General features: G+C 59.4%; 23 protein-coding genes. 18 read left to right on the top strand and 5 right to left on the bottom strand.

What is annotated here, in order from left to right:
• Nucleotides 1-134: 134 nt before the first annotated feature.
• From ccoN to ttcA, 11 genes are all read left to right on the top strand, one after another.
• Nucleotides 135-1,559 carry a cytochrome-c oxidase, cbb3-type subunit I gene (gene ccoN / locus GWQ27_RS07175; RefSeq protein WP_113720292.1) on the top strand — a complete coding sequence of 475 codons (1,425 nt, stop codon included), beginning with the start codon at nucleotides 135-137 and terminating at the stop codon, nucleotides 1,557-1,559.
• 16 nt (nucleotides 1,560-1,575) lie between these two features.
• Complete coding sequence (gene ccoO, locus GWQ27_RS07170) at nucleotides 1,576-2,190, top strand: cytochrome-c oxidase, cbb3-type subunit II (protein WP_005315614.1); 615 nt, start codon at nucleotides 1,576-1,578, stop codon at nucleotides 2,188-2,190.
• A gap of 11 nt (nucleotides 2,191-2,201) precedes the next feature.
• Complete coding sequence (locus tag GWQ27_RS07165) at nucleotides 2,202-2,381, top strand: CcoQ/FixQ family Cbb3-type cytochrome c oxidase assembly chaperone (RefSeq protein WP_005315611.1); 180 nt, start codon at nucleotides 2,202-2,204, stop codon at nucleotides 2,379-2,381.
• Entirely contained in the window at nucleotides 2,381-3,358 is a 978-nt protein-coding gene (gene ccoP / locus GWQ27_RS07160) for a cytochrome-c oxidase, cbb3-type subunit III (protein WP_159166398.1), read from the top strand. The genes GWQ27_RS07165 and ccoP overlap by 1 nt, the downstream gene beginning before the upstream one ends.
• Nucleotides 3,359-3,488: 130 nt before the next feature.
• Nucleotides 3,489-3,977: a FixH family protein gene (locus GWQ27_RS07155; protein ID WP_021138722.1), complete on the top strand. Its 489-nt coding sequence runs from the start codon at nucleotides 3,489-3,491 to the stop codon at nucleotides 3,975-3,977.
• 86 nt (nucleotides 3,978-4,063) lie between these two features.
• On the top strand, nucleotides 4,064-6,457 hold the full coding sequence (locus GWQ27_RS07150; RefSeq protein ID WP_275907011.1) for a heavy metal translocating P-type ATPase: 2,394 nt from the start codon (nucleotides 4,064-4,066) through the stop codon (nucleotides 6,455-6,457).
• 114 nt (nucleotides 6,458-6,571) lie between these two features.
• Nucleotides 6,572-6,760 (top strand): cbb3-type cytochrome oxidase assembly protein CcoS, encoded by a 189-nt coding sequence (ccoS, locus tag GWQ27_RS07145; RefSeq protein ID WP_005315597.1) that lies wholly within the window; start codon nucleotides 6,572-6,574, stop codon nucleotides 6,758-6,760.
• Nucleotides 6,744-7,430, top strand: a complete 687-nt coding sequence (locus tag GWQ27_RS07140; protein ID WP_155602657.1) for a sulfite exporter TauE/SafE family protein — start codon at nucleotides 6,744-6,746, stop codon at nucleotides 7,428-7,430. The genes ccoS and GWQ27_RS07140 overlap by 17 nt, the downstream gene beginning before the upstream one ends.
• Before the next feature lie 68 nt (nucleotides 7,431-7,498).
• The gene (locus tag GWQ27_RS07135; protein WP_275907010.1) at nucleotides 7,499-8,254 is read left to right on the top strand and encodes an FNR family transcription factor; all 756 of its coding nucleotides are present in this window, start codon (nucleotides 7,499-7,501) and stop codon (nucleotides 8,252-8,254) included.
• 141 nt (nucleotides 8,255-8,395) lie between these two features.
• Nucleotides 8,396-9,343, top strand: coding sequence for a universal stress protein UspE (gene uspE / locus GWQ27_RS07130; RefSeq protein ID WP_005315586.1), 948 nt, complete (start codon nucleotides 8,396-8,398; stop codon nucleotides 9,341-9,343).
• A gap of 82 nt (nucleotides 9,344-9,425) precedes the next feature.
• Nucleotides 9,426-10,334: a tRNA 2-thiocytidine(32) synthetase TtcA gene (gene ttcA, locus GWQ27_RS07125; RefSeq protein WP_005315582.1), complete on the top strand. Its 909-nt coding sequence runs from the start codon at nucleotides 9,426-9,428 to the stop codon at nucleotides 10,332-10,334.
• 81 nt (nucleotides 10,335-10,415) lie between these two features.
• Here ttcA and GWQ27_RS07120 read toward each other — a convergent pair whose 3' ends face one another.
• Together GWQ27_RS07120 and GWQ27_RS07115 are read right to left on the bottom strand one after the other, a co-directional pair.
• On the bottom strand, nucleotides 10,416-11,096 hold the full coding sequence (locus GWQ27_RS07120; RefSeq protein WP_169046094.1) for a DUF2987 domain-containing protein: 681 nt from the start codon (nucleotides 11,094-11,096) through the stop codon (nucleotides 10,416-10,418).
• A 76-nt stretch (nucleotides 11,097-11,172) separates the two neighbouring features.
• Nucleotides 11,173-11,910 carry a hypothetical protein gene (locus GWQ27_RS07115; RefSeq protein WP_169047589.1) on the bottom strand — a complete coding sequence of 246 codons (738 nt, stop codon included), beginning with the start codon at nucleotides 11,908-11,910 and terminating at the stop codon, nucleotides 11,173-11,175.
• Nucleotides 11,911-12,186: 276 nt separating this feature from the next.
• On the opposite strand from GWQ27_RS07115, the gene GWQ27_RS07110 reads away from it, so the two are divergent.
• The 7 genes from GWQ27_RS07110 (at nucleotide 12,187) to GWQ27_RS07080 (ending at nucleotide 18,968) form a co-directional block, all read left to right on the top strand.
• A complete protein-coding gene (locus GWQ27_RS07110; RefSeq protein WP_275907009.1) occupies nucleotides 12,187-12,804 on the top strand; it encodes a glutathione S-transferase family protein in 618 nt (205 codons plus the stop codon).
• A 224-nt stretch (nucleotides 12,805-13,028) separates the two neighbouring features.
• On the top strand, nucleotides 13,029-13,448 hold the full coding sequence (gene rbsD, locus GWQ27_RS07105; RefSeq protein ID WP_275907008.1) for a D-ribose pyranase: 420 nt from the start codon (nucleotides 13,029-13,031) through the stop codon (nucleotides 13,446-13,448).
• 20 nt (nucleotides 13,449-13,468) lie between these two features.
• Nucleotides 13,469-15,034: a ribose ABC transporter ATP-binding protein RbsA gene (gene rbsA / locus GWQ27_RS07100; protein WP_275907007.1), complete on the top strand. Its 1,566-nt coding sequence runs from the start codon at nucleotides 13,469-13,471 to the stop codon at nucleotides 15,032-15,034.
• Complete coding sequence (rbsC, locus tag GWQ27_RS07095) at nucleotides 15,031-15,999, top strand: ribose ABC transporter permease (RefSeq protein ID WP_021138712.1); 969 nt, start codon at nucleotides 15,031-15,033, stop codon at nucleotides 15,997-15,999. Before rbsA ends, rbsC begins: the two co-directional genes overlap by 4 nt.
• A 37-nt stretch (nucleotides 16,000-16,036) precedes the next feature.
• Nucleotides 16,037-16,912: a ribose ABC transporter substrate-binding protein RbsB gene (gene rbsB / locus GWQ27_RS07090; protein WP_021138711.1), complete on the top strand. Its 876-nt coding sequence runs from the start codon at nucleotides 16,037-16,039 to the stop codon at nucleotides 16,910-16,912.
• A 110-nt stretch (nucleotides 16,913-17,022) separates the two neighbouring features.
• Nucleotides 17,023-17,955: a ribokinase gene (rbsK, locus tag GWQ27_RS07085; protein ID WP_169046091.1), complete on the top strand. Its 933-nt coding sequence runs from the start codon at nucleotides 17,023-17,025 to the stop codon at nucleotides 17,953-17,955.
• On the top strand, nucleotides 17,955-18,968 hold the full coding sequence (locus GWQ27_RS07080) for a substrate-binding domain-containing protein (protein WP_275907006.1): 1,014 nt from the start codon (nucleotides 17,955-17,957) through the stop codon (nucleotides 18,966-18,968). The genes rbsK and GWQ27_RS07080 overlap by 1 nt, the downstream gene beginning before the upstream one ends.
• 72 nt (nucleotides 18,969-19,040) lie before the next feature.
• Here the strand turns inward: GWQ27_RS07080 and cobB are convergent, their stop codons facing one another.
• From cobB to GWQ27_RS07065, 3 genes are all read right to left on the bottom strand, one after another.
• Complete coding sequence (gene cobB, locus GWQ27_RS07075; protein WP_275907005.1) at nucleotides 19,041-19,814, bottom strand: Sir2 family NAD+-dependent deacetylase; 774 nt, start codon at nucleotides 19,812-19,814, stop codon at nucleotides 19,041-19,043.
• A 90-nt stretch (nucleotides 19,815-19,904) separates the two neighbouring features.
• Nucleotides 19,905-20,504: a GNAT family N-acetyltransferase gene (locus tag GWQ27_RS07070; RefSeq protein ID WP_275907004.1), complete on the bottom strand. Its 600-nt coding sequence runs from the start codon at nucleotides 20,502-20,504 to the stop codon at nucleotides 19,905-19,907.
• Between the two features lie 3 nt (nucleotides 20,505-20,507).
• Complete coding sequence (locus tag GWQ27_RS07065) at nucleotides 20,508-21,755, bottom strand: response regulator (RefSeq protein ID WP_275907003.1); 1,248 nt, start codon at nucleotides 21,753-21,755, stop codon at nucleotides 20,508-20,510.
• Nucleotide 21,756: the final 1 nt, after the last annotated feature.

Raw genomic sequence — 21,756 nt, 5'->3', positions numbered from 1 at the left:
TTTCATTTAGCTACTTTTTGCTTTTCCTTTCATTAACAGTTGTTAACAAGAGGCAGGGCAGTAGCCAATGATGTCGGTCCATGTCACTGGACACAAAAATCAAACAACAGCAGCATCGGAAGCGGAATACAACGATGAGCCATATAACTAACCATCCTGAGTACAACTACACCGTTGTTCGCCAGTTCACCGTCATGACAATTGTCTGGGGAATTGTCGGCATGTCGGTTGGCGTACTGATCGCAGCCCAGTTGATCTGGCCCGCCCTCAACTTCGAAACACCCTGGCTGACTTACAGCCGCCTGCGCCCTCTGCACACCAATGCGGTTATCTTCGCATTTGGCTGTAGCGCCCTGATGGCGACCTCCTTCTATGTGGTACAACGCACCTGTCAGGTCAGACTGTTTGGAGGCAAGCTTGCCTCCTTCGTGTTCTGGGGCTGGCAGGCGATTATCCTCTCTGCCGCCATTTCGCTGCCGATGGGATTCACCTCCGCCAAGGAGTACGCTGAGCTGGAATGGCCTATCGACATCGCCATCACAGTGGTCTGGGTTGCCTATGCCGTGGTCTTCTTCGGCACCCTGGTCAAGCGCACCACCTCCCATATCTATGTGGCGAACTGGTTCTTCGGCGCCTTCATTATCACGGTTGCCGTGCTGCACATCGTCAATAACATGGAAGTGCCGCTCTCCGGCATGAAGTCCTACTCCATGTATTCCGGTGCCATGGATGCCATGGTGCAGTGGTGGTATGGCCACAACGCGGTAGGCTTCCTGCTGACAGCCGGTTTCCTTGGGATGATGTACTACTTCGTGCCCAAGCAGGCCGGTCGTCCGGTTTACTCCTACCGCCTCTCCATAGTGCACTTCTGGGCGCTGATCTCCCTCTATATCTGGGCCGGTCCTCACCACCTGCACTATACCGCCCTGCCTGACTGGGCTCAGTCTCTGGGCATGGTGATGTCCCTGATCCTGTTCGTTCCCTCCTGGGGTGGCATGATCAACGGCATCATGACCCTGTCCGGTGCCTGGCACAAACTGCGTTATGACCCCATTCTGCGCTTCCTGATTGTGTCCCTGTCGTTCTACGGCATGTCCACCTTCGAAGGCCCCATGATGGCGATCAAGACAGTCAATGCCCTCTCCCACTACACCGACTGGACAGTGGGCCACGTCCACTCAGGTGCCCTGGGCTGGGTTGCCATGGTATCCATCGGCGCCATATATCACCTGATCCCGAACCTGTTCGATCAGGGCCGCATGTACAGCATTCGCCTGATCAACGTGCACTTCTGGCTAGCGACCGTGGGGACAGTACTCTATATCGTTGCCATGTGGATTTCCGGCGTGATGCAGGGACTGATGTGGCGTGCAGTCAACGATGACGGCACCCTGACCTACAGCTTCGTGGAAGCGTTGCAGGCCTCTTATCCCTTCTACTTCGTGCGCTTCCTGGGTGGCTGCTTCTTTGTCACCGGTATGTTGCTGATGGCCTACAACGCCTACCGCACCATCTCTGCGCCCAAGGGTTCCCTGGAACCTGTCGCCCAGCCCGCATGATTGAAGAGGTCAAAGCATGAGCAACAATAACCGTCACGAGATATTTGAAAAAAGCGTACCCATGCTGGTGGTCGGCATCATCTTTGCCATCAGCCTGGGGGGGCTGGTTGAAATCACCCCGCTGTTCTTCCAAAAGCAGACCACTGAGCCGGTGGAGGGCCTCAAGCCCTATACAGCCCTGCAGATGGAAGGACGCGACATCTTCATTCGCGAAGGCTGTACCAACTGCCACAGCCAGATGATCCGTCCGTTCCGGGCCGAAACCGAGCGTTACGGTCACTACTCGGTCGCGGGTGAAAGTGTGTGGGAGCACCCCTTCCTGTGGGGCTCCAAGCGTACGGGTCCAGACCTGGCCCGTGTGGGCGGTCGTTACTCTGACGACTGGCACCGTGCTCACCTCATCAACCCGCGCGATGTGGTGCCTGAGTCCAACATGCCTGGCTACCCCTGGCTCGATACCACTGTGATGACAGGTGAACTGACCGGCAAAAAGCTGGCCCTGTTCCGTGATCACTTTGGCGTGCCCTACACAGAGGCCGACGTGCAAGGTGCAGGCGACGCCGTGAAGGGCAAGACAGAGCTCGATGCGCTGGTAGCCTATCTGCAATCACTGGGTCATGCCCTGAAATAAGGAGTCAGGATATGGATTACGGCACATTTCGCGGCCTTTATACCCTGCTGTTGATGGCCATCATGATCGGCATCATCGTCTGGGCATACAGCAAACGCCGCAAGGCCTCTTTCGACGAGGCAGCCAACCTGGTTTTTGCCGATGACGAGCAACCCGGTGCTGATAACAAGAACGCAGGAGCGAAACAATAATGAGCACTTTGTTTAGCATTTTTGTGACCGTCATAAGTCTGGGAACCATTCTCGGCTGCTTCTTGCTGCTGGTGTGGTGCCTGCGGGACAAGATGGGTGTAGAGGAAGGAAAGTCCATGGGACACGCCTTCGACGGCATCGAAGAGATCAACAATCCGCTGCCGAAGTGGTGGACCTATATGTTCATCTTCTTCATCGTCACCGGCCTGGTCTACCTGCTGGCCTTCCCAGGTCTGGGCAACTGGAAGGGTCTGCTGGGCTGGCAGAGCTCCAATCAGGATGTTCGCTCCCTGGCGGAGTCCAAGGCGGCGGCAGCCTCTGCCAAGGCTGAAGGACGTGCGGTGGAGTATGACCGTGAGCTGCTCAAGGCTGACGAGATCTACGGCGCCAAGTTCCGCGAGCTGACCTATCAGACAGACGGCAAGACTTACAAAGATATCACCGAGATCGCCAAGGATCCGGAAGCACTGAAAGTCGGACAGCGCCTGTTTCTGCAGAACTGTTCCCAGTGCCACGGCTCCGATGCCCGCGGCGGTCGCGGTTTCCCGAACCTGACCGACAGCGAATGGCAATGGGGCGGAGAGCCTGCCCAGATCAAAACCACCATCATGGGCGGTCGTCAGGGTGTGATGGCTGCCTGGGGCGAGATACTGGGCAAGGATGGCGTCAAGGAAGTGACCTCCTACGTGCTGGGTCTGTCCGGTCGCAAGGTTGACCTGGTGGAAGCCAAGAAAGGGGAAGCCCGCTTTGCCGTCTGCGCCGCTTGTCACGGTCCGGATGCCAAGGGAGGGATCGCCTTCGGTGCCCCGGACTTGACCAACAACATCTGGCTGTACGGCGGTTCCCGTCAGGTGGTCGAGCAGACCATCACCCACGGTCGTCACGGTGTCATGCCAGCCTGGCAGGATATTCTGGGTGAAGACAAGGTGCACCTGCTTGCCTCCTACGTTTACAGCTTGTCCCACACCGACAAGTAAAATCAGCAGTAACATGTGATAAGCACGTGATTACTCAGCAAAAAGCCTCGACTCTTCGAGGCTTTTTGTTATCTTGTGTTGGCTAAATCCCCTCTATTTCGTTAATCACAGGTTTCACGGTAGTAGCACTATGTCCCAACCCTGGTATCGCCAATTTTGGCCCTGGTTTATCATCGCCCTCCCGGCCGCCGCCGTGATTGCCGGCATCAGCACGGCAATCATCGCCAGCAAGGATGGGGTCAATCTGGTCGCAGAAGACTATTACAAACAAGGCAAAGAGATTAATCAGGACTTGAGCAAGTTCGATCGATCCGAAGCGCTCAATATCCGCATAGCGCTGGAAGTGAACGGCAACGAGCTGACTCTCAAGCCCCTCTCGGGAGAGATCCCACCCCGTCAGGCCCTCTACCTCTCCCTGTTTCACCCGACCCTGGCCGGCATGGACAGCGAACACATGGTGACTGCTGACGCCAGCGGCGTTTATCGCCTGCTGCTCGACCAGCCCTTGAGTGGCAAGTGGCATATACGGGTCGATGCGTTCGACCATGAGTGGCGGTTGCAAGAGACAGTCCAGCTCCCGACCACAGCACCCGTCGAACTCGATCCCAAAGGGCGTTAAGTCATGACAGGCGGTTTTTACTGTGGCGAGCCGGTTGCCGCCAACAGTCGAGGTGCCCTGCTCGCCATCCCCCGGGGTAACACACCATGAAGGCTTGCTTTCATTGCGGCGAGCCGGTTGCCGCCGCCAGCCACTATGCCCTCGAGATAAAGGGCATAGTGGAACCCATGTGCTGCCCGGGCTGTCAGGCCGTGGCAGAAACCATCATGGAGTGCGGCCTCTCCAGCTATTACGATCACCGCACAGCGCCCGGAACCAAGGGAGAACTGGTGCCCGAAGAGCTGGCAGCACTCACCCATTATGATCTTGCCGAAGTGCAACAGGATTTTGTCACCAACAGCGGCACGGGCAGCCACAGGGTGCGCGAGATCCAGCTCAGCGTTGAGGGGCTTACGTGCGCCGCCTGTGCCTGGCTTATCGAACGCCATCTGACCGGCCTTGCCGGTCTGCACTACATCAACGTCAACACCACTACTCACCGCGCCCGCATCAAGTGGGATCCGGACCAGCTTTCGTTGAGCGACATTCTCAAGGGATTCGCCAAGATAGGCTATCGAGCCTACCCCTTCCAGACCCACAGCCAAGAGGCTATCTACGCCAAAGAAGTGCGCAACTACATGTTCCGGCTGGCGCTGGCGGGCCTGGGGTCCATGCAGGTGATGATGTGCGCCGTGGCGCTCTACATGGATCTCTTCATCAGTGTCGAGGATGAGTTCATGGTCTACTTCAAGTGGATCAGCCTCTTGCTCTCGACCCCCATCATGATCTATTCGGCCCAGCCCTTTTACGTGGGGGCATGGCGCAGCCTGAAACAGGGCCACCTCTCCATGGACGTGTCGGTGTCGCTGGCACTGATCGGCGCCTTCGTCGCCTCCATGTGGGCCACCGTCTTCAACACGGGTGAGGTCTATTACGACTCCATCACCATGTTTGTCTTCTTCTTGCTGCTGGGACGTTTTCTGGAGTTGCGGGCCCGGCGCAAGGCGTCCGAGTCCAGCTCCAACCTGGCACGGCTGGTACCCATCATGGCCACCCGCATTGATGAGGAGGGTGAGCACGAGGTGGCGGCCAAGACCTTGCAGGCAGGCGATCGGGTACGAGTGCTGGCCGGTGCTACCCTGCCGGCGGACGGCATCATTGTCGAGGGGCAGGCCAGCCTCAACGAATCCATGCTGACCGGCGAGCAACTGCCACTGTTCAAGCAGGTGGGTGACAGCGTCTATGCCGGTACCATCAACACGGATGCACCGCTCCAGATCAGGGTCAGCCATCGCATCGAAGAGTCGCGCATCGCCCAGATAATGCGGCTGCAGGATCACGCCCTCGACGACAAGCCAGCCATCGCCCAGATGGCGGATGTGCTCTCCCGTCACTTCATTTTGGTGCTGTTGATCATTGCCGCAGCCGTGTGGACCTTCTGGCACTTCCATCAACCGGAGCAAGCCTTCTGGGTCACCCTGGCCGTGCTGGTCGCCACCTGTCCCTGCGCCCTGTCGCTGGCCACGCCGACCGCCCTCACCTCGGCCACCGCCCGCCTCACTCGCTCCGGTATTTTGTTGCGTCGCGGCCATGTGCTGGACGTGCTGACCAAGGCCAACCGGATAGTGATGGACAAGACCGGCACCCTGACCACGGGCAATATCAGCCTGACCAGCACAACGGCGCTGGCGGAGCTGAGCGAAGATCAATGCCTCGCCATCGCCCGGGCACTGGAAGCCTATTCCGAGCACCCCATCGCCCGCGCGTTTAAAAGCACGGCAGCCGACGACGTCTTGCTGCCTGCAAGCGAGGTGGTCCCAGTCATCGGCCACGGTATTGAGGGGTGTGTGGCAGGCAAGCATTATCGCATCGGCAGCGCCCGCTGGCTGGCTCTGCTCACAGAGCACACCGCCAGCCAGGGCCTTGCCATCTATCTGGCGGATGAATCCCGAGTGCTGGCCCGCTTTATCCTGGCCGATACACTGCGCCCGGATGCCAGGGCCCTGATCCAGGCCTTCAAGGCCGCCGGTTTGCAGACCACCATTCTCACCGGTGACAGCTCTGCCCAGGCCGACGAAGTGGCCCGCGAGCTTGGAGTGGATGAGCTGGTAAAAGGCGTCACCCCGGATGGCAAGCTGGCCTACCTCAAGGCGCGCGAAGCTGAAGGTGATATCAGCATCATGGTGGGTGACGGCATCAACGATGCCCCCGTACTGGCTGGAGCCCACGCCTCTTTTGCCATGGCGGGCGGCACGGATCTTGCGAAAAACAGCGCAGATGCCATCCTGCTGGCCGATGACCTGTCACGCCTGCTGGACGCCCGCACCCTGGCCATCCGCACTCGCAAGATCATCAAGGAGAACTTCGCCTGGTCCATCGGCTACAACCTGCTGGTGTTGCCGCTGGCGGCCAGCGGCTGGCTACCCCCCTATCTGGCGGCGGCTGGCATGTCCTTGAGCTCCCTCATCGTGGTCACCAACTCCATGAGGCTCAATCGCTGAACCGTGAAAACGGCGTGCTCATGCGAATATGAGCGCACCAACACATATTGAATGAAGAGGGATCCTGGCCGGTAACTGGTTTACCATGACCACTCTCATAGCAAGGCTTGCATCATGAACATCATCTTCGTCCTGATCCCCATCGCCATCCTGTTTGTCATCATCGCAGGCGCCGTCTTCTTTTGGGCCATTCGCTCCGAGCAGTTTGAAGATCTCGACCGCCAGGGATCCAACATACTGTTTGATGAAGACAAACCAGCCCAGAAACCCATCGAGTCCAAGTCCGATGACCGCCAGCCTTGATCTGGTAGGGGCCCTGCTGGTGGGGCTCGCAGGCTCTGGCCACTGCATTGGCATGTGTGGTGGCGTCTCGGCCGCCCTCTCCATGGCCATTCCCCCCGAGAAACAGCACTTTTGGGGCCGACTTGGTTATCTCCTCAACTACAACCTGGGGCGGATCATCAGCTATGTCATCGCTGGCGCTCTGGTGGGCGGGCTGCTGGCCACCACCAGCGAGCTCGGTGCGGGCAAACATGCCATCGCCGGATTGCGGCTGATGGCGGCGCTCTTGATGATAGCGCTCGGCCTGTACCTTGCCGGCTGGTGGCAAGGCATACTGCTGCTCGAGCGGATCGGTGCCCGACTCTGGCCACGGATCAAGCCGCTGGCAGGCAAGTTTCTTCCCTTCACCTCGGCCTGGCAGGCGTTCCCTTTCGGCATGATATGGGGCTGGCTGCCCTGCGGTCTGGTTTACTCCATGCTGACCTGGAGTGCCGCAGCTGGTTCTGCCAGTGGCGGGGCACTGATCATGCTCTGCTTTGGCATAGGGACCCTGCCGACACTCTTTGCACTGGGGGGACTGGCGGACCGGCTGCGCTACTGGCTGACCTTGCGCAGTTTGCGTCAAGGCGGGGCTGTTTTGCTCATTGCATATGGGCTGCATACCCTCTGGGTCGGGATAGCGTCCTTTTGAAACCCTATCCAAAACGGATGAGTTGATGGTAAACTTGTTTGATATAAATCAATTATTCGTATGAGCCTATGATCCCGGAAAAGAAACCTGGCAGACGTATTCAGAGCGGTGGCTGTGCAATTCATTGCCAGGATTGCAGCATCAGCCAGCTCTGCATTCCCTTCACTCTGAACGACAGTGAACTCGATCAGCTCGACAGCATCATTGAGCGCAAGAAGCCGATCCAGAAGGGTGAAGAGCTGTTCAAAGCCGGCGATGAGCTGAAGTCGCTCTATGCGATCCGTTCCGGGACCATCAAGTCATACACCATCACAGAACAGGGTGACGAGCAGATAACCGCTTTTCACCTCGCAGGGGACTTGGTTGGCTTTGATGCCATTCACAAGCATGCGCATCCGTCCTTTGCCCAGGCGCTGGAAACGGCCATGGTGTGCGAGATCCCGTTCGACGTACTCGACGATCTCTCCGGCAAAATGCCCAAGTTGCGCCAGCAAATCATGCGACTGATGAGCAACGAAATCATGGACGATCAGGAGATGATACTGCTGCTCTCCAAGAAGAATGCGGAAGAGCGCCTCGCTGCCTTCCTGCACAATCTGTCGGTGCGTTTCTCCGAGCGCGGCTTCTCCGCCAAGGAATTCCGCCTCTCCATGACCCGGGGTGATATCGGCAACTATCTGGGCCTCACGGTGGAGACCATCAGCCGTCTGCTTGGCCGTTTTCAGAAGTCCGGCCTCATCAGCGTCAAAGGCAAATACATTACCGTGCTGGATCAGATGGCCCTCGGCGTCATGGCTGGCGCCCCTCGTCCTGCCTGCGGTTAATTTCCCCTCTGTCTGCCCTCGTTGCCGGATCGGTTCAGTCTGAAATTTGATCCGGCACATGTCCCTCAGCCTCCTCCTGAGCTAAGCTGTAATGGCTAAAGGTCTGTCATCATTGGTATTTTTGCCAAGGAGGAAGAGAACATGGTCAAGTACCGAAAAATTCTGGTTGTTATCAACCCGGAAGAAGAGCGGCAAGTTGCCCTCGAACGTGCGGTCAAAGTAGCTGAGCTCGATGAAGGCGCTCAACTGACCCTGTTACTCACTATTTATGACTTCTCGTACGAAATGACCGCCATGCTGTCGGTGGATGAACGGGAAGAGATGCGCCACGGCGTGATCGCCCAGCGTCGTGAATGGCTAGACGACATTCTCAAACCCTACCGTGCCAAGGGACTGGACTACGAGGTCAAGGTGGTCTGGCACAATCGCCCCTTCGAGTGTGTCATTCAGGAAGTCCTGGAGAATCGCCACGATCTGGTGGTCAAAGCGACCCATCATCACTCCTTCCTGCAAACCTTCATCTTTACTCCGACCGACTGGCATCTGCTGCGCAAGTGCCCCTGTCCTGTCCTGCTGGTCAAAGAGGGCCACTGGCAACGGGGTGGCAACATTATTGCGGCCATCAACTGCTCCAGCGACGATCAGGATCAGAAAGTGCTGAACGAACGGATCACGGAGGAAGGCATTGGTATCGCCGAGTTGCTCGGCTCCAACCTTTATCTGGTCAATACCTATCCCGGTACCCCGGTCAATGTGGCCATAGAGTTGCCGGAGTTCGACCCCAACGCTTACAACGAGGCTATTCGCAAGCACCATGAGAGCCTGCTGCTGAGCCATGCCGACAAATATGGCATAGGCCATCTGTGGACCAGGGTGGCGGAAGGGTTGCCGGAAGAGGTGTTGCCCGACCTGGCTGACGACCTGCAAGCCACCCTGATGATCATGGGGTGTGTCGGTCGTACCGGCCTCTCTGCCGCCCTGCTCGGCAATACCGCCGAACATGTGGTAGACAGGCTCTCCTGCGACATCCTGATCCTCAAACCCGACGATTACAGCTGCCCGGTAGACAGCCGGCGTCGTCAATCATAAGGCGCCTTTCATCCTGGCACCTTGCCCTCCCCCGGGACATGGCTATAATAACGCGCTTATTTGTGTCCCGGGTTTTACGAGCATGCTAGAAGAGCTGAACGCCAAAGATAAATACAGTTTCAACAAACTGCAAAAGCGCCTGCGGCGCAACGTAGGTCAGGCCATCGCCGACTTCAACATGATTGAAGAGGGCGACAAGATCATGGTGTGCCTGTCCGGCGGCAAGGACAGCTTTGCCATGCTCGACATCCTGATGAGCCTGAAGGCAAGCGCCCCCATCCATTTTGATCTGGTGGCCGTCAACCTGGATCAGAAGCAACCCGGCTTCCCCGAGCATGTGCTGCCTGAGTACCTGGCAACCTTGGGCGTTGACTTCAAGATCGTCGAAGAAGATACCTACTCCATCGTCAAGGACAAGGTACCGGAAGGCAAAACCACCTGCGCCCTCTGCTCCCGCCTGCGCCGAGGTATTCTCTATCGCACGGCGCAAGAGCTGGGCTGCACCAAGATTGCCCTCGGCCATCACAGGGATGACATCCTTGAAACCCTGTTCCTCAACATGTTCTACGGCGGCAAGCTCAAGTCCATGCCGCCCAAGCTGGTGAGCGACGATGGCAAGAACGTGGTGATCCGCCCGTTGGCCTACTGCAAGGAGAAAGACCTGGTACGTTACGCCGAGGTCAAGGCCTTCCCCATCATCCCCTGCAACCTGTGCGGCTCGCAGGAGAACCTGCAGCGTCAGGCCATCAAGCAGATGATGCAGGATTGGGATCGCCGCTTCCCGGGTCGTATCGAAACCATGTTCACCGCCATTCAGGACGTGATCCCGAGCCACCTGCTCGATCACAAGCTGTTCGACTTCAAGAGCATCAACCGTGACTCTGGCATCATAGATGGCGGCGACAAGGCATTTGATCCGCCCGAACTGCCGACAGCCCCCTTGCTGAACATCGACGAGATGGACGTGCTGGATGTGATCGAAGTGCGCTAGGCACTGCACAATCGGTAACGAAATCTGCAACGAAAAAGGAGCGCCCGGCGCTCCTTTTTATCTTTCTGGCGTGACGCTTGCTCAGCCCTTGTGCAACCAGGGGGTCAGTCGCAGTATGTCCCCCTTCAGTTGCAGCTTGCCCGCGGCGAAGTCTGCCAGTTGTGCGTTGCTCAGCAGCAACTGCCCCTCTTGCCAGGAGAGTGGCAGCTGGCGGGCGCCATCAACCAGATAGGCAGTGCCAGTCGGTTGCACCAGTGTCACCCGCACACCCGCCATCTCCGGCAGGAAATACTTGCCGACCATGCCGGCCAGCTTGCTCAGCAGGGCCTGCATATCCTGCTGGCGCTTGACCACCTCGGCCACCTTGAGCTCCAACTGGCTGCCTGACACAGGCGGGGCATCGGCCATCACCTGCACCGAAAGATCGCAGGCAGCGTGTGCCTCGGTCAAGCCCACCACCACGGTCGCCTTGTCCAGATTGAGATCATCGTCGTAGGGCAGCCGCAACTCGCTGTCTACCGTCACCTCGGCAGCCACGTCCCGATCCAGGGTAGAAACCCGGGCCGAGGTAAGCAGGCAACGCTGTCCATTTTGTTGATCGGTCAGATAAAACCCCAGTCTGGCATGACCAAACTCCCCCTTGGCAAAGGTCTTCATCTGGCTGTAGAAAGTACTGTATTGCAGATCCAGTGAAGGCTGTGCCAACCCCAGGGTGGGCAACAGCAGCAAGCTTGCCGCTACGCCATGTCGAGCCATCTTCATGTGCCATCCTTTTGCATCACGCACTCGTCATGCGTTGAAATCTTGGTGTGCCATCTCTTGGCACTGAATACGCCGGTCAAGCGCTGAAATGATCGGGACCTTCGCTCACGTCGGTCACTTCTACCGCGACCCCGCACAGGTCCCGATAGAGGATCCCCTTGCAGTTGAAGTAGAGAGGAGCCACCCAGATAAGCCCCAGGCCCATGGGGAGCAGCGCCAGGAAAAACAGCGCCAGCATGACACCGTGCAGCAGCACTATGCTGGGCCAGCCACGAACAAACAACTTGAGCGACACCAGAATGGCCTGCACCGGTGACAAGCCGCGTTCCAGCACCAGCGGCACGGTAAACACCAGCCCCATGCCGATCAGCGCAGACGGAATGAACGCCAGCATCACCGGCAAGCCCACCAGTTCAAACAGAGGACCGAACAGGCTGGTGATCATGCTGCCCAGCAGGCTCAGGCTGCCGAGGCGCAGGAAGTGGCGAAAGAAATCGAATACCTGGCTCGGACGGGCACGGACGCCGACCGACTGCTGCAATCCCAGCATGTCGAGGGACGAGGTCATGGGGGCCATCATGATGGTGATGAGCAGACTCAGCACCAGGGCAATATCCATCCCCCCTTCCTGATTGACGTAAGGCGCCAGCAGGGTATTGCTCAGCAACATCCAGATGGAGGTAACCCCTACTATGGCCAGCAGCAGGCCGAAACCGGTACGGCGCGTCTGTTGCCAACTCTCTTGCAGTACCCCCTTGAGGTCGAGGCGATATCCCTGACTCAGGGATTGCTCGAGGGAACCACCGATCCGCATTTTATTACTCAATGGACTATCCAACATCAGAAAAACACTATTCAGGGGGCACATTATAGCGATTTGACTCGGTATGCGTAGCCGTTTTTCCCCTTATCTGCTGGTGGGAAAGCCTTTGATTTCATAAGCGCAGGCCGGTTCACCTCCTTCCTTTCCCGCCTTGGCCCACCGTTGTGATGGGCGTAGGATGCCAACAGATATTCCGCATTTGCTGACTGCCTCCGCCCTTCCCCATCCGGGCGACGCGAGGAAAACACACATCACAAGGAGACATGCATGTCTGATTTGACCCTGTATCTCGCCCCTGGCACTTGCGCCATGGCCGTACACATAGCGCTGACCGAGGCCCGGGCCCACCATCAGGTCAAGCGACTCGATCTGGCGGCGGGGGAGCAGCGCTCTGCCGCCTATCTCGCCATCAATCCCAAAGGCCGGGTGCCGGCGCTTGTTACCGAGCGCGGCGTGCTGACTGAAACCCCGGCACTGCTGCTCTATGTGGCGCAGCGCTTTCCCGATGCCAAGCTTGCCCCGTTGGATGACCCTTTCCTGCTGGCCCGCATGCAGGAGGTCAACAGCTTCCTCGCCTCCACCGTGCATGTCTCCCATGCCCACGGACGCCGCGGCAGCCGCTGGGCCGATGATGAACAGGCTGTCGCTGCCATGCAGGCCAAGGTGCCGCAAAACATGCGCGATGGCTTTGCCGAAATTGAGCGCCACTATCTGGTCGGCCCCTGGGTGCTGGGGGAGCGCTTCAGCCTTGCCGACATTTACCTGTTCGTAGTCGCCGGCTGGCTCGAAAGCGATGGGGTGGCCATCAGCGAGTTCCCCAGGGTAGCAGCCCACTATCAACAGATGCTCACACGCCCCGGCGTGCAGCAGGCCCTCGTCCTCTGACCCCTCTCTCCTTCAATCCTCTGCACATGGGTGCCTGTACGCTGTCTGGCACCTCTTTTCATCCTTTTCCCCCCGGCATTGAGATCGTTTTCACATTTCTGCCATCTCCCTGTAGATCAAGCGTGCCTTAGCGCCTATCGTTTACCCCATGAAGCAACCGGTTGCGTAACCGGTTGCCTGGATAAACATCAGATACGTAGACGCAAGTCTGCCGAGGTGCTGTTATGAAACGAGGCGTACTGCTCAATGCTCCCTTGAGTGCCCTGGTGGCACAGATGGGCCACACCGACGAGCTCACAGTGTGCGATGCGGGATTACCCATTCCGGCGGGGCCGGAGCGCATCGATCTGGCGCTGATGGCGGGCACCCCCAACCTGCAGACAGTGCTGAAAGCGCTACTGACGGATCTTGTGGTGGAAAAAGTGATCATGGCCAGCGAGATAAAGCTGATCAGCCCTGACACCCATCAAGCCCTGCTCGATCAGATCGAGACCCACTCGCTCGAGCAAGGCAAACCCATTGCCATCGAATATTGCCTGCATGAGGAGTTCAAGACCCGCTCCCGCCAGAGCAAGGCGATAGTACGCAGCGGCGAAGTCACGCCCTATGCCAACCTCATTCTCTGCGCCGGCGTGGCGTTTTAAGCCTCTTCAAGGAAGCTGCAATGAGCACAACTCCCTCCCCCCTTTCGGGGCTCACCGGGAGCGTTGACACGCCCCCCTCGCCCATTCTGGAGCTGACCGGCATCGTCAAGACCTTTCCCGGTGTCCGCGCCCTCGATGAGGCAGGACTCAAGGTTTACCCGGGCCAGGTGATGGCCTTGCTCGGCGAGAATGGCGCCGGCAAATCCACCCTGATGAAGGTGCTGACCGGCATCTATCAAGCCGATGCGGGCAGCGTCAGTTACCGCGGCCAGCCTGTGCACTTCAAGGGTCCCCGCGACTCCCAGGATCAGGGCATCAGCATCATCCACCAGGAGCTGAACCTGCTGCCGGAGCTCTCCATTGCCGCCAACATCTTCCTTGGCCGCGAACCGCGTACCCGTTTTGGCAGCATTGACCACAAGCAGTTGCACGAGCGCGCCAGCAGCCTGCTCGGTCGTCTCGGCGTCAAGCATGGTCCGGATACCCGGCTCGGAGAGCTGTCGATTGGTGAACAGCAGATGGTGGAAATTGCCAAGGCCCTCTCGTTCGATGCCAGCGTCATCATCATGGATGAGCCCACAGATGCCCTGACCGACACCGAAACAGAGCAACTGTTCACCGTGATCCGCGAACTGCGCCAGCAGGGCTGTGGCATCGTCTATATCTCCCATCGCCTCAAGGAGATCTTCCAAATCTGCGACCGGGTTACCGTGCTGCGTGACGGCAAATGGATCGGCGAGAAAGCAGTGAGCGATCTCGATGAAGACAGGATCATCGAGATGATGGTCGGTCGGCGGCTGGAAGAGCAGTACCCGCGCCTGCATCGGGAACTGGGTCCTGTCAGCCTGCAAGTCAAAGATCTGGCTGGCCCGGGTGTGCGCGGGGTGAGCTTCTCACTGCGTCAGGGGGAGATACTTGGCTTCAGTGGCCTGATGGGCTCAGGCCGTACCGAGCTGATGAAACTTATCTACGGGGCCAGTCCCATCAGCGCCGGCGCTGTCGAGGTCGATGGCAAGGTCATGGTGCCACGCACCCCTGCCGATGGGCTGGCCGTCGGCATCGCCTATATCTCCGAAGATCGCAAGGGGGATGGGCTGGTGCTGGAACTCTCGGTGCGGGAAAACATGAGTCTGTGCGCCCTCGATGAGTTCATCCGTGGCGGCAAGATAGACGGCAAGGCCGAGCGCCAGGCAGTGAGTGACTATGTGCGCCTGTTCAACATCAAGACCCCGAGTCAGGAGCAGCTGATAAAGCTGCTCTCCGGTGGCAACCAGCAGAAGGTGGCCATCGCCAAGGGGCTGCTGACCAAGCCCAAGGTATTGATCCTGGATGAGCCGACCCGCGGCGTCGACGTGGGTGCCAAGAAAGAGATCTACCAGCTCATCAACCAGTTCAAGCAGGAGGGGATGAGCATCATTCTGGTCTCCTCCGAGATGCCGGAAGTGCTCGGCATGAGCGATCGCATCATGGTGATGCACGAAGGGCGCATCAGCGCAGAATTCATGTCCGCGGACGCCAATCAGGAGAAACTGATGGCGGCGGCAGTCGGTAAACAGTGGCAATCAGAGCAAGAGGCCTTTCAATGACAACCCAAACCCTTTCCCGCCGCGGCATCATGAGCAAGGCCTGGTGGATTGAGAACAAATCCCTGGTCGCCCTGCTGGTGTTGATAGGCGTGGTCTCCTTCCTGAGCCCCAACTTCTTCACCGCCGACAACCTGCTCAACATACTGCGCCAGACGTCGGTCAACGCCATCATGGCGGTCGGCATGACGCTGGTCATCCTCACCGCCGGCATCGATCTGTCTGTCGGCTCTGTGCTCGCCCTGTGCGGCGCCCTGGCAGCCACCATGGTAGCGATGGAGCTGCCCATAGCGCTGGTAGTGCCACTGACCCTGGGGGCCGGTGCCCTGCTCGGCGGCATCAGCGGCCTCATCATTGCCAAGGGCAAGGTGCAGGCATTCATCGCCACCCTGGTCACCATGACAGCCCTGCGCGGCGTGACCATGGTCTATACCGAGGGGCGCCCCATCTCCACCGGTTTTAGCGAGGGATCCGATCACTTCGCCTGGCTCGGTACCGGTTACCTGCTTGGTCTGCCTGTGCCCATCTGGCTGATGGCCATCGTCTTCCTGCTGGCCTGGTACCTGCTCAACCACACTCGTCTGGGCCGTTACATCTATGCCCTGGGCGGCAACGAATCTGCCACCCGCCTCTCCGGCATCAATGTGGCCAGGGTCAAACTCGCCGTATATGGTCTGTGTGGCATGCTGTCGGCGCTGGCTGGCCTCATTGTCACCTCCCGCCTCTCCTCTGCCCAGCCGACGGCCGGCATGGGCTACGAGCTGGACGCCATCGCCGCCGTTGTGCTGGGTGGTACCAGCCTGATGGGGGGCAAGGGTCGCATCATGGGGACCTTGATAGGGGCCCTCATCATCGGCTTCCTGAACAACGCCCTCAACCTGCTCGACGTCTCGTCCTATTACCAGATGATCGCCAAGGCCAGCGTCATTTTGCTCGCCGTGATGGTCGATAACAAGAGCAATCGATAACAACCTAAGCCATGCCACACACACAAGGAATGAAATGATGAAAAAGCTCAATACCCTGCTCGCTGCCGCCATCATGTCTGTGCTGGGCACCGCCCAGGCCGCCGATCAGACCCTGGCGATGGTGGTCTCCACCCTCAACAACCCCTTCTTCGTCACCATGAAAGAGGGGGCCGAAGCCAAAGCCAAGGAGCTTGGTTATGAACTGGTGGTACTGGACTCCCAGAATGACCCGGCCAAGGAGCTCTCCAACGTGGAAGATCTCACAGTGCGCAAGGTCAACGCCATCCTGATCAACCCGACCGACTCCGAGGCCGTTGGCAATGCCATCCGCCTGGCCAACAAGGCCAACATCCCTGTGCTGACCCTGGATCGCGGTGCCGCCCAGGGTGAGGTCAAAGCCCACATTGCCTCCGACAACGTGGCTGGCGGCAAGCTGGCTGGCGACTTCATCACCCAGAAACTGGGTGCTGGCGCCAAGGTGATCCAGCTAGAGGGGATCGCAGGTACTTCCGCCGCCCGTGACCGTGGCGAAGGTTTCGCCCTGGCCGTGGCTGCCAACAAGCTGGAAGTGCTGGCCTCCCAGCCTGCCGACTTTGACCGCACCAAGGGGCTGAACGTCATGGAAAACCTGCTGGCCGCGCACCCGGGTGTGCAAGCCGTGTTTGCCCAGAACGACGAAATGGCGCTGGGTGCCATCCGCGCCGTACAGGCTGCCGGCAAAGAGGTGATGATCGTCGGCTTCGACGGCACTGATGATGGCAAGGCCGCCGTTTCCCGTGGCAAACTGGCCGCCACAGTAGCGCAACAACCGGCCCTGATCGGTGCCATCGGCGTGGAAACCGCCGACAAGGTACTCAAGGGTCAGCCGGTAGAAAAATCCATCCCGGTACCGCTGCAAATTGTCAGCAAGTAATGTGACAGGGGGGAGCTTGGCCTCCCCCTTTGTTTCTTGAGTTTCCATCAGCTGTGCATCTTGGCTTGGGCCCACTCAAACCAAGATGTTCCAAATCAAGGGTGATAAGAATGAATCGTCTCGTTGTTCTGGGCAGTGTCAATGCGGATCATGTACTGCGCGTCCCTCATTTTCCTCGCCCCGGTGAAACCCTGACCGGCCACAGCTATCAGGTGGTACCGGGTGGCAAGGGGGCCAATCAGGCGGTGGCTGCCGCACGTCTCGGCGCCCCTGTCTCCTTTATTGCCCGCATCGGTGATGACGCCATCGGCCAGCAGATGCGCCAGGGTTTCGAGCAAGATGGCATAGACGTCAGTGCAGTAGAACTCGATGAGACCTTGCCCACCGGCATCGCCATCATCTATGTGAGCGACGAGGGGGAAAACAGCATAGGCATCTCCGCCGAGGCCAACGGCGCCCTCTCTCCTGCCATGGTCAAACGCCATGAAGCCATGATTGCCGATGCCCATACCCTGCTGCTGCAGCTGGAAGTGCCGCTTGAAAGCGTGTTTGAAGCCGCCAAGCTGGCTAGATCCCACGGCACCCGGGTGGTACTCAATCCGGCGCCTGCCCGCCCGCTCCCGGCCGAGCTGTTGGCGCTGGTGGATCTCATCACCCCCAACCAGACCGAAGCCGAACTGTTGACCGGCGTCAAGGTGAGCGACGAGGCTAGCGCGGCTCAGGCGGCGGCCCGCTTCCACCAGATGGGAATAAGCGATGTGATGATCACCCTGGGCTCCCAAGGGGTCTATTGCAGCAACGCCCGGCAGCAACAGCTCATCCCGGGGTTTCGGGTTGAGGCAGTAGACACCACGGCCGCGGGCGATACCTTCAACGGCGCCCTGCTGGCCGCCGAGCTTGCCGGTGCAGACTTCAACGCCGCGGTGCGCTTTGCCCACGGCGCGGCGGCGCTTTCTGTCACCAAGTTCGGCGCCCAGAGCTCGATCCCAAGCAAGGTTGAGGTCGACGCCTTCCTGCTTGCCCAGACTGCGCAGGGGCACTGATGGCCAACATCAAGGAGGTGGCGGCGCGGGCAGAGGTCTCCACCACTACCGTCTCCCATGTCATCAACGAGACCCGCTTCGTGGCACAAGAGACCCGTGAGCGGGTCTTTGCCGCCATGCGCGAACTCAACTATGCCCCCAGCCTGGTGGCCCGCAGCCTCAAGGTGAAGGAGACCAACAGTATCGGCATGCTGGTCACCACCTCCAGCAACCCCTTCTTTGCCGAGGTGGTGCGTGGAGTGGAGCGCTACTGCTTCGAGCAGGGCTACAACCTGATGCTGGGCAACACAGAGGGGCAGGCTGAAACGGCGCTCTCCTACCTCAAGATGATGTTGCGCAAGCGGGTCGACGGCCTGCTCATCATGTGCAGCGAGGGGCAACAGGAGGTGTTCAACCAGCTCGACTGGCTCAAGAGCCTGCCCGTTGTGGTGATGGACTGGGGCATGGAGAGCAAGGACGTGGACCTCATCGCCGACAACTCCCATCGCGGCGGTTATCTGGCCACCCGCCATCTGCTGGCACTCGGTCACACCGATGTCGGTTGCATCACGGGCCCCCACAGCCGAGCCCCCGCCAATCAGCGACAGGCTGGCTTTGAGCAGGCGATGCAGGAAGCGGGTCTGACCGTCAATCCGGCCTGGATCCAGGAGGGAGATTTCGACTGTGCCAGTGGTTTCAATGCCATGCAGCGCCTGCTGGCTCAGCCCAAACGGCCAAGCGCCCTGTTTATCTTCAACGACATGATGGCCATGGGGGCCATCAGTGCCGCCCATCAGGCGGGGTTGAACATACCGCAGGACATCTCCATCGTCGGTTATGACAATGTCGCGCTGGCGCAGTATCTGTCGCCGCCACTCACCACCATCAATCAACCCAAGGAGGAGCTGGGGCGCCTCGCCGTTACCCGGCTGCTGGCACGTATCAATGGGGTGACAGTGGATAATCACCTGATCACTGTTGATCCAGACCTGGTGATCAGACAATCCTGCGCGCCCTTCTTCCCCCGCCCATGATCCAAGGCAACAAAAGGCAACACCTTGGTGTCGCCTTTTGTTTCGAACAACGGCACTGGGAGCTGAGCCGTATTAAGGCTCGCGCATCTCCATCCAGTTGTGACCCTCTATCTGTTTGGGTTGATGCACGCCGCAGCGCTCCAGCAACTCGTCAACGAAAGCGGGCACCAGCAGAGAGGCCGGTCCATAACGCTTCTCGTCAAACTGGCTGCCCACCTCGCTCGGTTCCAGATTGAGCTCTATGGTATGGGCACCGTTGAGGCCAGCCTCGTGCACGAAGCCGGCAGCAGGATAGACGGCCCCCGAGGTCCCGATGGAGATGAAAAGGTCGCACTGGGCCAGGGCGCCATAGATGCGATCCAGCCCCAGCGGCATCTCGCCAAACCAGACCACGTGCGGGCGCAGCGGCTGGGGGAACTGGCAACAGGAGCAGAGTTCATCCTGATGGAGATCGCCGCGCCATTCGATCACCTGGCCCGACTCGGGACAGCGGGCCTTGAGCAGCTCTCCGTGCATGTGGATGAGGTTTTTGCTGCCTGCACTCTCGTGCAGGTTGTCGATATTCTGGGTCACCAGGGTGACTGTGCCAGGCAACAGGCGCTCAAGACGGGCCAGGGCATAGTGGGCAGGATTGGGATGGATCTGCGGTTGTTGCAGCTGATGACGGCGCGAGTTGTAGAAACCCTGCACCAGGGCGGGATCCCGGGCGTACCCTTCCGGGGTCGCCACATCCTCCACCCTGTGCTCTTCCCACAAGCCGTCACAGGCACGGAAGGTCTTGATGCCGGATTCGGCAGAGATACCGGCGCCGGTAAGAATGACGATGTGTTTCGCTGATTGCACCATGACTGCTTCCCTCTGATCCCATACAAGGCTGACCTTAGCACAGGGTGAAAAGGCAGCCTATTCACCCTTGGTCTTATGAGGATACCCGCTTCACAGGGTATCGAGCACGCTCAGATCGAGCCGGACAAACACCAGCTCCCGCCCCGTCACCAGAGTGAGCGGCAGCCCCAACCCGCGCAGGAGCGCCAGCATGGGGCGATTCTGGGCCAATACTTCCGCCGTCCACTCCCGAATGCCCTCGGCGCGCGCCAGCAGTGCCAACGCCAGCAGAATGCGCCGGCCCGCCCCTCTGTGCTGGAAGTGATCTGCGACCAGACAGGAGAACTCGGCCCGGTCCGGGTGCAGCCGCCGACGTATGGACTGGGCCTGGGCCAGCGGCCGCCCCTGACCATCGGTCAGCAGCAGCGCAATCTGGGGGCCTCGGGGATAGTCGAGAAAGAAGGCCAGTTGATCCTCGGTAACCGGCTGTTTTGCCCGCATGAAGCGCAGGTAAATGCTCTGCTCGCTCAACGCCTCGTAGGCGGCTCTGATCGATTCCGGATCGGCGCCAGCCAGCTCCTGCAAGCTACAGGGGACCCCGCCAACTTCCATCATCAAGGGCAAGGAGGCCCGATACGTCGGATGCAGCCAGCCAGCCAGGCTACGTCGCAAACGCGCCTCATCGGGGGGCCAGCAGAGGTAACGGGGCACGGGTTACCAGCGCCCTGTCATGCCGCGATCGCGCCACAGGGTACTGTCTAGCAGATTGAAGGGATCATCCAGATAGAGGGCAATGCCAAGCTCCCTGGCCCTATGGGTGAAGCGGCCCAGCAGGGAGTCCGCCGTCATGGCCTCGAGCCCCGGGAGCAGGCTCTGCCCCAGCAGCAGGTGCTGCAATGGCACCCTCTCCAGCAAATCAAACGGCATATGCTGGTCATTGTCGAGCAGCAGCGCAAGCTTGACGCCAGCCAGACTGGCTTGCAGCACCAGTGCGAACCGCTCGGCCTGGCTGAGCAGGTGATCACGGCGGTGAATGACCAAGGTCAGTTCAGTGGCATCTCGCCCCTGTCTACCCAGCCAATCCCGCACCAGCTCCCACCGTGGCGGCAAACCTGTCACCGCCAGCCAGATGGGCAGCGGGGATGGCGGGTCGGACAAGAGTCCGAGCAGCCCCTTCTCCTCCCTCTGCCAGCTGCGGACGGTACGGCGCAGGCCACTGAGCCGCTGTTGCCGCTGTGGCCCCAGATAGAGCGCCTTGAGCAGCCGCAGCAGATCATCGCTCAACAGCGGTTTGGCCAGGGCGGCCACTACATTGAAACCCGCATCGTGCAACAGCCGGCGGGACCCGTCGATCAGGGTCTGATCGTGGGCCGACAGCAGTATGATGGGCAGGCCGCTTTGCTGATATTGAGGCTGGCTCATCAGCAGACCGATGGCATCCTGCTCCACCAGGCTGAGATCGCTGATGAGTAGCTTGACGCCCCCCTGTTCCAGGGCCTGGATACAGGCATCGCCATCCTGCACCCATTGGCAGGACAGACCCAATCCCTGGATCTCCTGCTGGATATGGGCGCCTTGAAACGGGTGATCCTCCAGCAACAAGATCTGCATCTGTGCCAGCCACTGCAGCCACTGCTGATACCTGTCATGGACCCCTTCCAGCCAGTCATCCGAGAGCCGATAGATGCCATCGCTCTGGTTCATCAACTGCGGCAGATAGTCGGCACCGGCGTGAGAAGCTGGATCAAACAGGGCGATGGCACCGGCGGCGAACAACCCCTCCCACGGCCAGCGGGCATCGGGTTGCGTGCGACGCAAGGTGGCAAATTCGGGCAAGGTGACGGCTTTTGCCGCCTGATAGGCCACTCCGTCCAGTGCATAGAGGGTCACCGGGTAAAAAAAACGCTCCTGGGTCTCTTCCGAGTTCAGCAACGCCAATAACTCTTCATCTGTGATGATCATG

This window comes from Aeromonas sp. 5HA1 (assembly GCF_029237245.1).
Taxonomy (GTDB): domain Bacteria; phylum Pseudomonadota; class Gammaproteobacteria; order Enterobacterales; family Aeromonadaceae; genus Aeromonas; species Aeromonas salmonicida.
The sequence above is the reverse complement of the archived record's forward strand: the minus strand, read 5'-3'. Positions and strand labels throughout refer to the sequence as shown.

What these genes read in the sequence shown, in the direction of transcription:
- ccoN (WP_113720292.1), top strand. Translation starts at nt 135, where the DNA reads ATGAGCCATATAACTAACCATCCTGAGTACAACTACACCGTTGTTCGC.
- ccoO (WP_005315614.1), top strand. Translation starts at nt 1,576, where the DNA reads ATGAGCAACAATAACCGTCACGAGATATTTGAAAAAAGCGTACCCATG.
- GWQ27_RS07165 (WP_005315611.1), top strand. Translation starts at nt 2,202, where the DNA reads ATGGATTACGGCACATTTCGCGGCCTTTATACCCTGCTGTTGATGGCC.
- ccoP (WP_159166398.1), top strand. Translation starts at nt 2,381, where the DNA reads ATGAGCACTTTGTTTAGCATTTTTGTGACCGTCATAAGTCTGGGAACC.
- GWQ27_RS07155 (WP_021138722.1), top strand. Translation starts at nt 3,489, where the DNA reads ATGTCCCAACCCTGGTATCGCCAATTTTGGCCCTGGTTTATCATCGCC.
- GWQ27_RS07150 (WP_275907011.1), top strand. Translation starts at nt 4,064, where the DNA reads ATGAAGGCTTGCTTTCATTGCGGCGAGCCGGTTGCCGCCGCCAGCCAC.
- ccoS (WP_005315597.1), top strand. Translation starts at nt 6,572, where the DNA reads ATGAACATCATCTTCGTCCTGATCCCCATCGCCATCCTGTTTGTCATC.
- GWQ27_RS07140 (WP_155602657.1), top strand. Translation starts at nt 6,744, where the DNA reads ATGACCGCCAGCCTTGATCTGGTAGGGGCCCTGCTGGTGGGGCTCGCA.
- GWQ27_RS07135 (WP_275907010.1), top strand. Translation starts at nt 7,499, where the DNA reads ATGATCCCGGAAAAGAAACCTGGCAGACGTATTCAGAGCGGTGGCTGT.
- uspE (WP_005315586.1), top strand. Translation starts at nt 8,396, where the DNA reads ATGGTCAAGTACCGAAAAATTCTGGTTGTTATCAACCCGGAAGAAGAG.
- ttcA (WP_005315582.1), top strand. Translation starts at nt 9,426, where the DNA reads ATGCTAGAAGAGCTGAACGCCAAAGATAAATACAGTTTCAACAAACTG.
- GWQ27_RS07120 (WP_169046094.1), bottom strand. Translation starts at nt 11,096, where the DNA reads ATGAAGATGGCTCGACATGGCGTAGCGGCAAGCTTGCTGCTGTTGCCC.
- GWQ27_RS07115 (WP_169047589.1), bottom strand. Translation starts at nt 11,910, where the DNA reads ATGCGGATCGGTGGTTCCCTCGAGCAATCCCTGAGTCAGGGATATCGC.
- GWQ27_RS07110 (WP_275907009.1), top strand. Translation starts at nt 12,187, where the DNA reads ATGTCTGATTTGACCCTGTATCTCGCCCCTGGCACTTGCGCCATGGCC.
- rbsD (WP_275907008.1), top strand. Translation starts at nt 13,029, where the DNA reads ATGAAACGAGGCGTACTGCTCAATGCTCCCTTGAGTGCCCTGGTGGCA.
- rbsA (WP_275907007.1), top strand. Translation starts at nt 13,469, where the DNA reads ATGAGCACAACTCCCTCCCCCCTTTCGGGGCTCACCGGGAGCGTTGAC.
- rbsC (WP_021138712.1), top strand. Translation starts at nt 15,031, where the DNA reads ATGACAACCCAAACCCTTTCCCGCCGCGGCATCATGAGCAAGGCCTGG.
- rbsB (WP_021138711.1), top strand. Translation starts at nt 16,037, where the DNA reads ATGAAAAAGCTCAATACCCTGCTCGCTGCCGCCATCATGTCTGTGCTG.
- rbsK (WP_169046091.1), top strand. Translation starts at nt 17,023, where the DNA reads ATGAATCGTCTCGTTGTTCTGGGCAGTGTCAATGCGGATCATGTACTG.
- GWQ27_RS07080 (WP_275907006.1), top strand. Translation starts at nt 17,955, where the DNA reads ATGGCCAACATCAAGGAGGTGGCGGCGCGGGCAGAGGTCTCCACCACT.
- cobB (WP_275907005.1), bottom strand. Translation starts at nt 19,814, where the DNA reads ATGGTGCAATCAGCGAAACACATCGTCATTCTTACCGGCGCCGGTATC.
- GWQ27_RS07065 (WP_275907003.1), bottom strand. Translation starts at nt 21,755, where the DNA reads ATGATCATCACAGATGAAGAGTTATTGGCGTTGCTGAACTCGGAAGAG.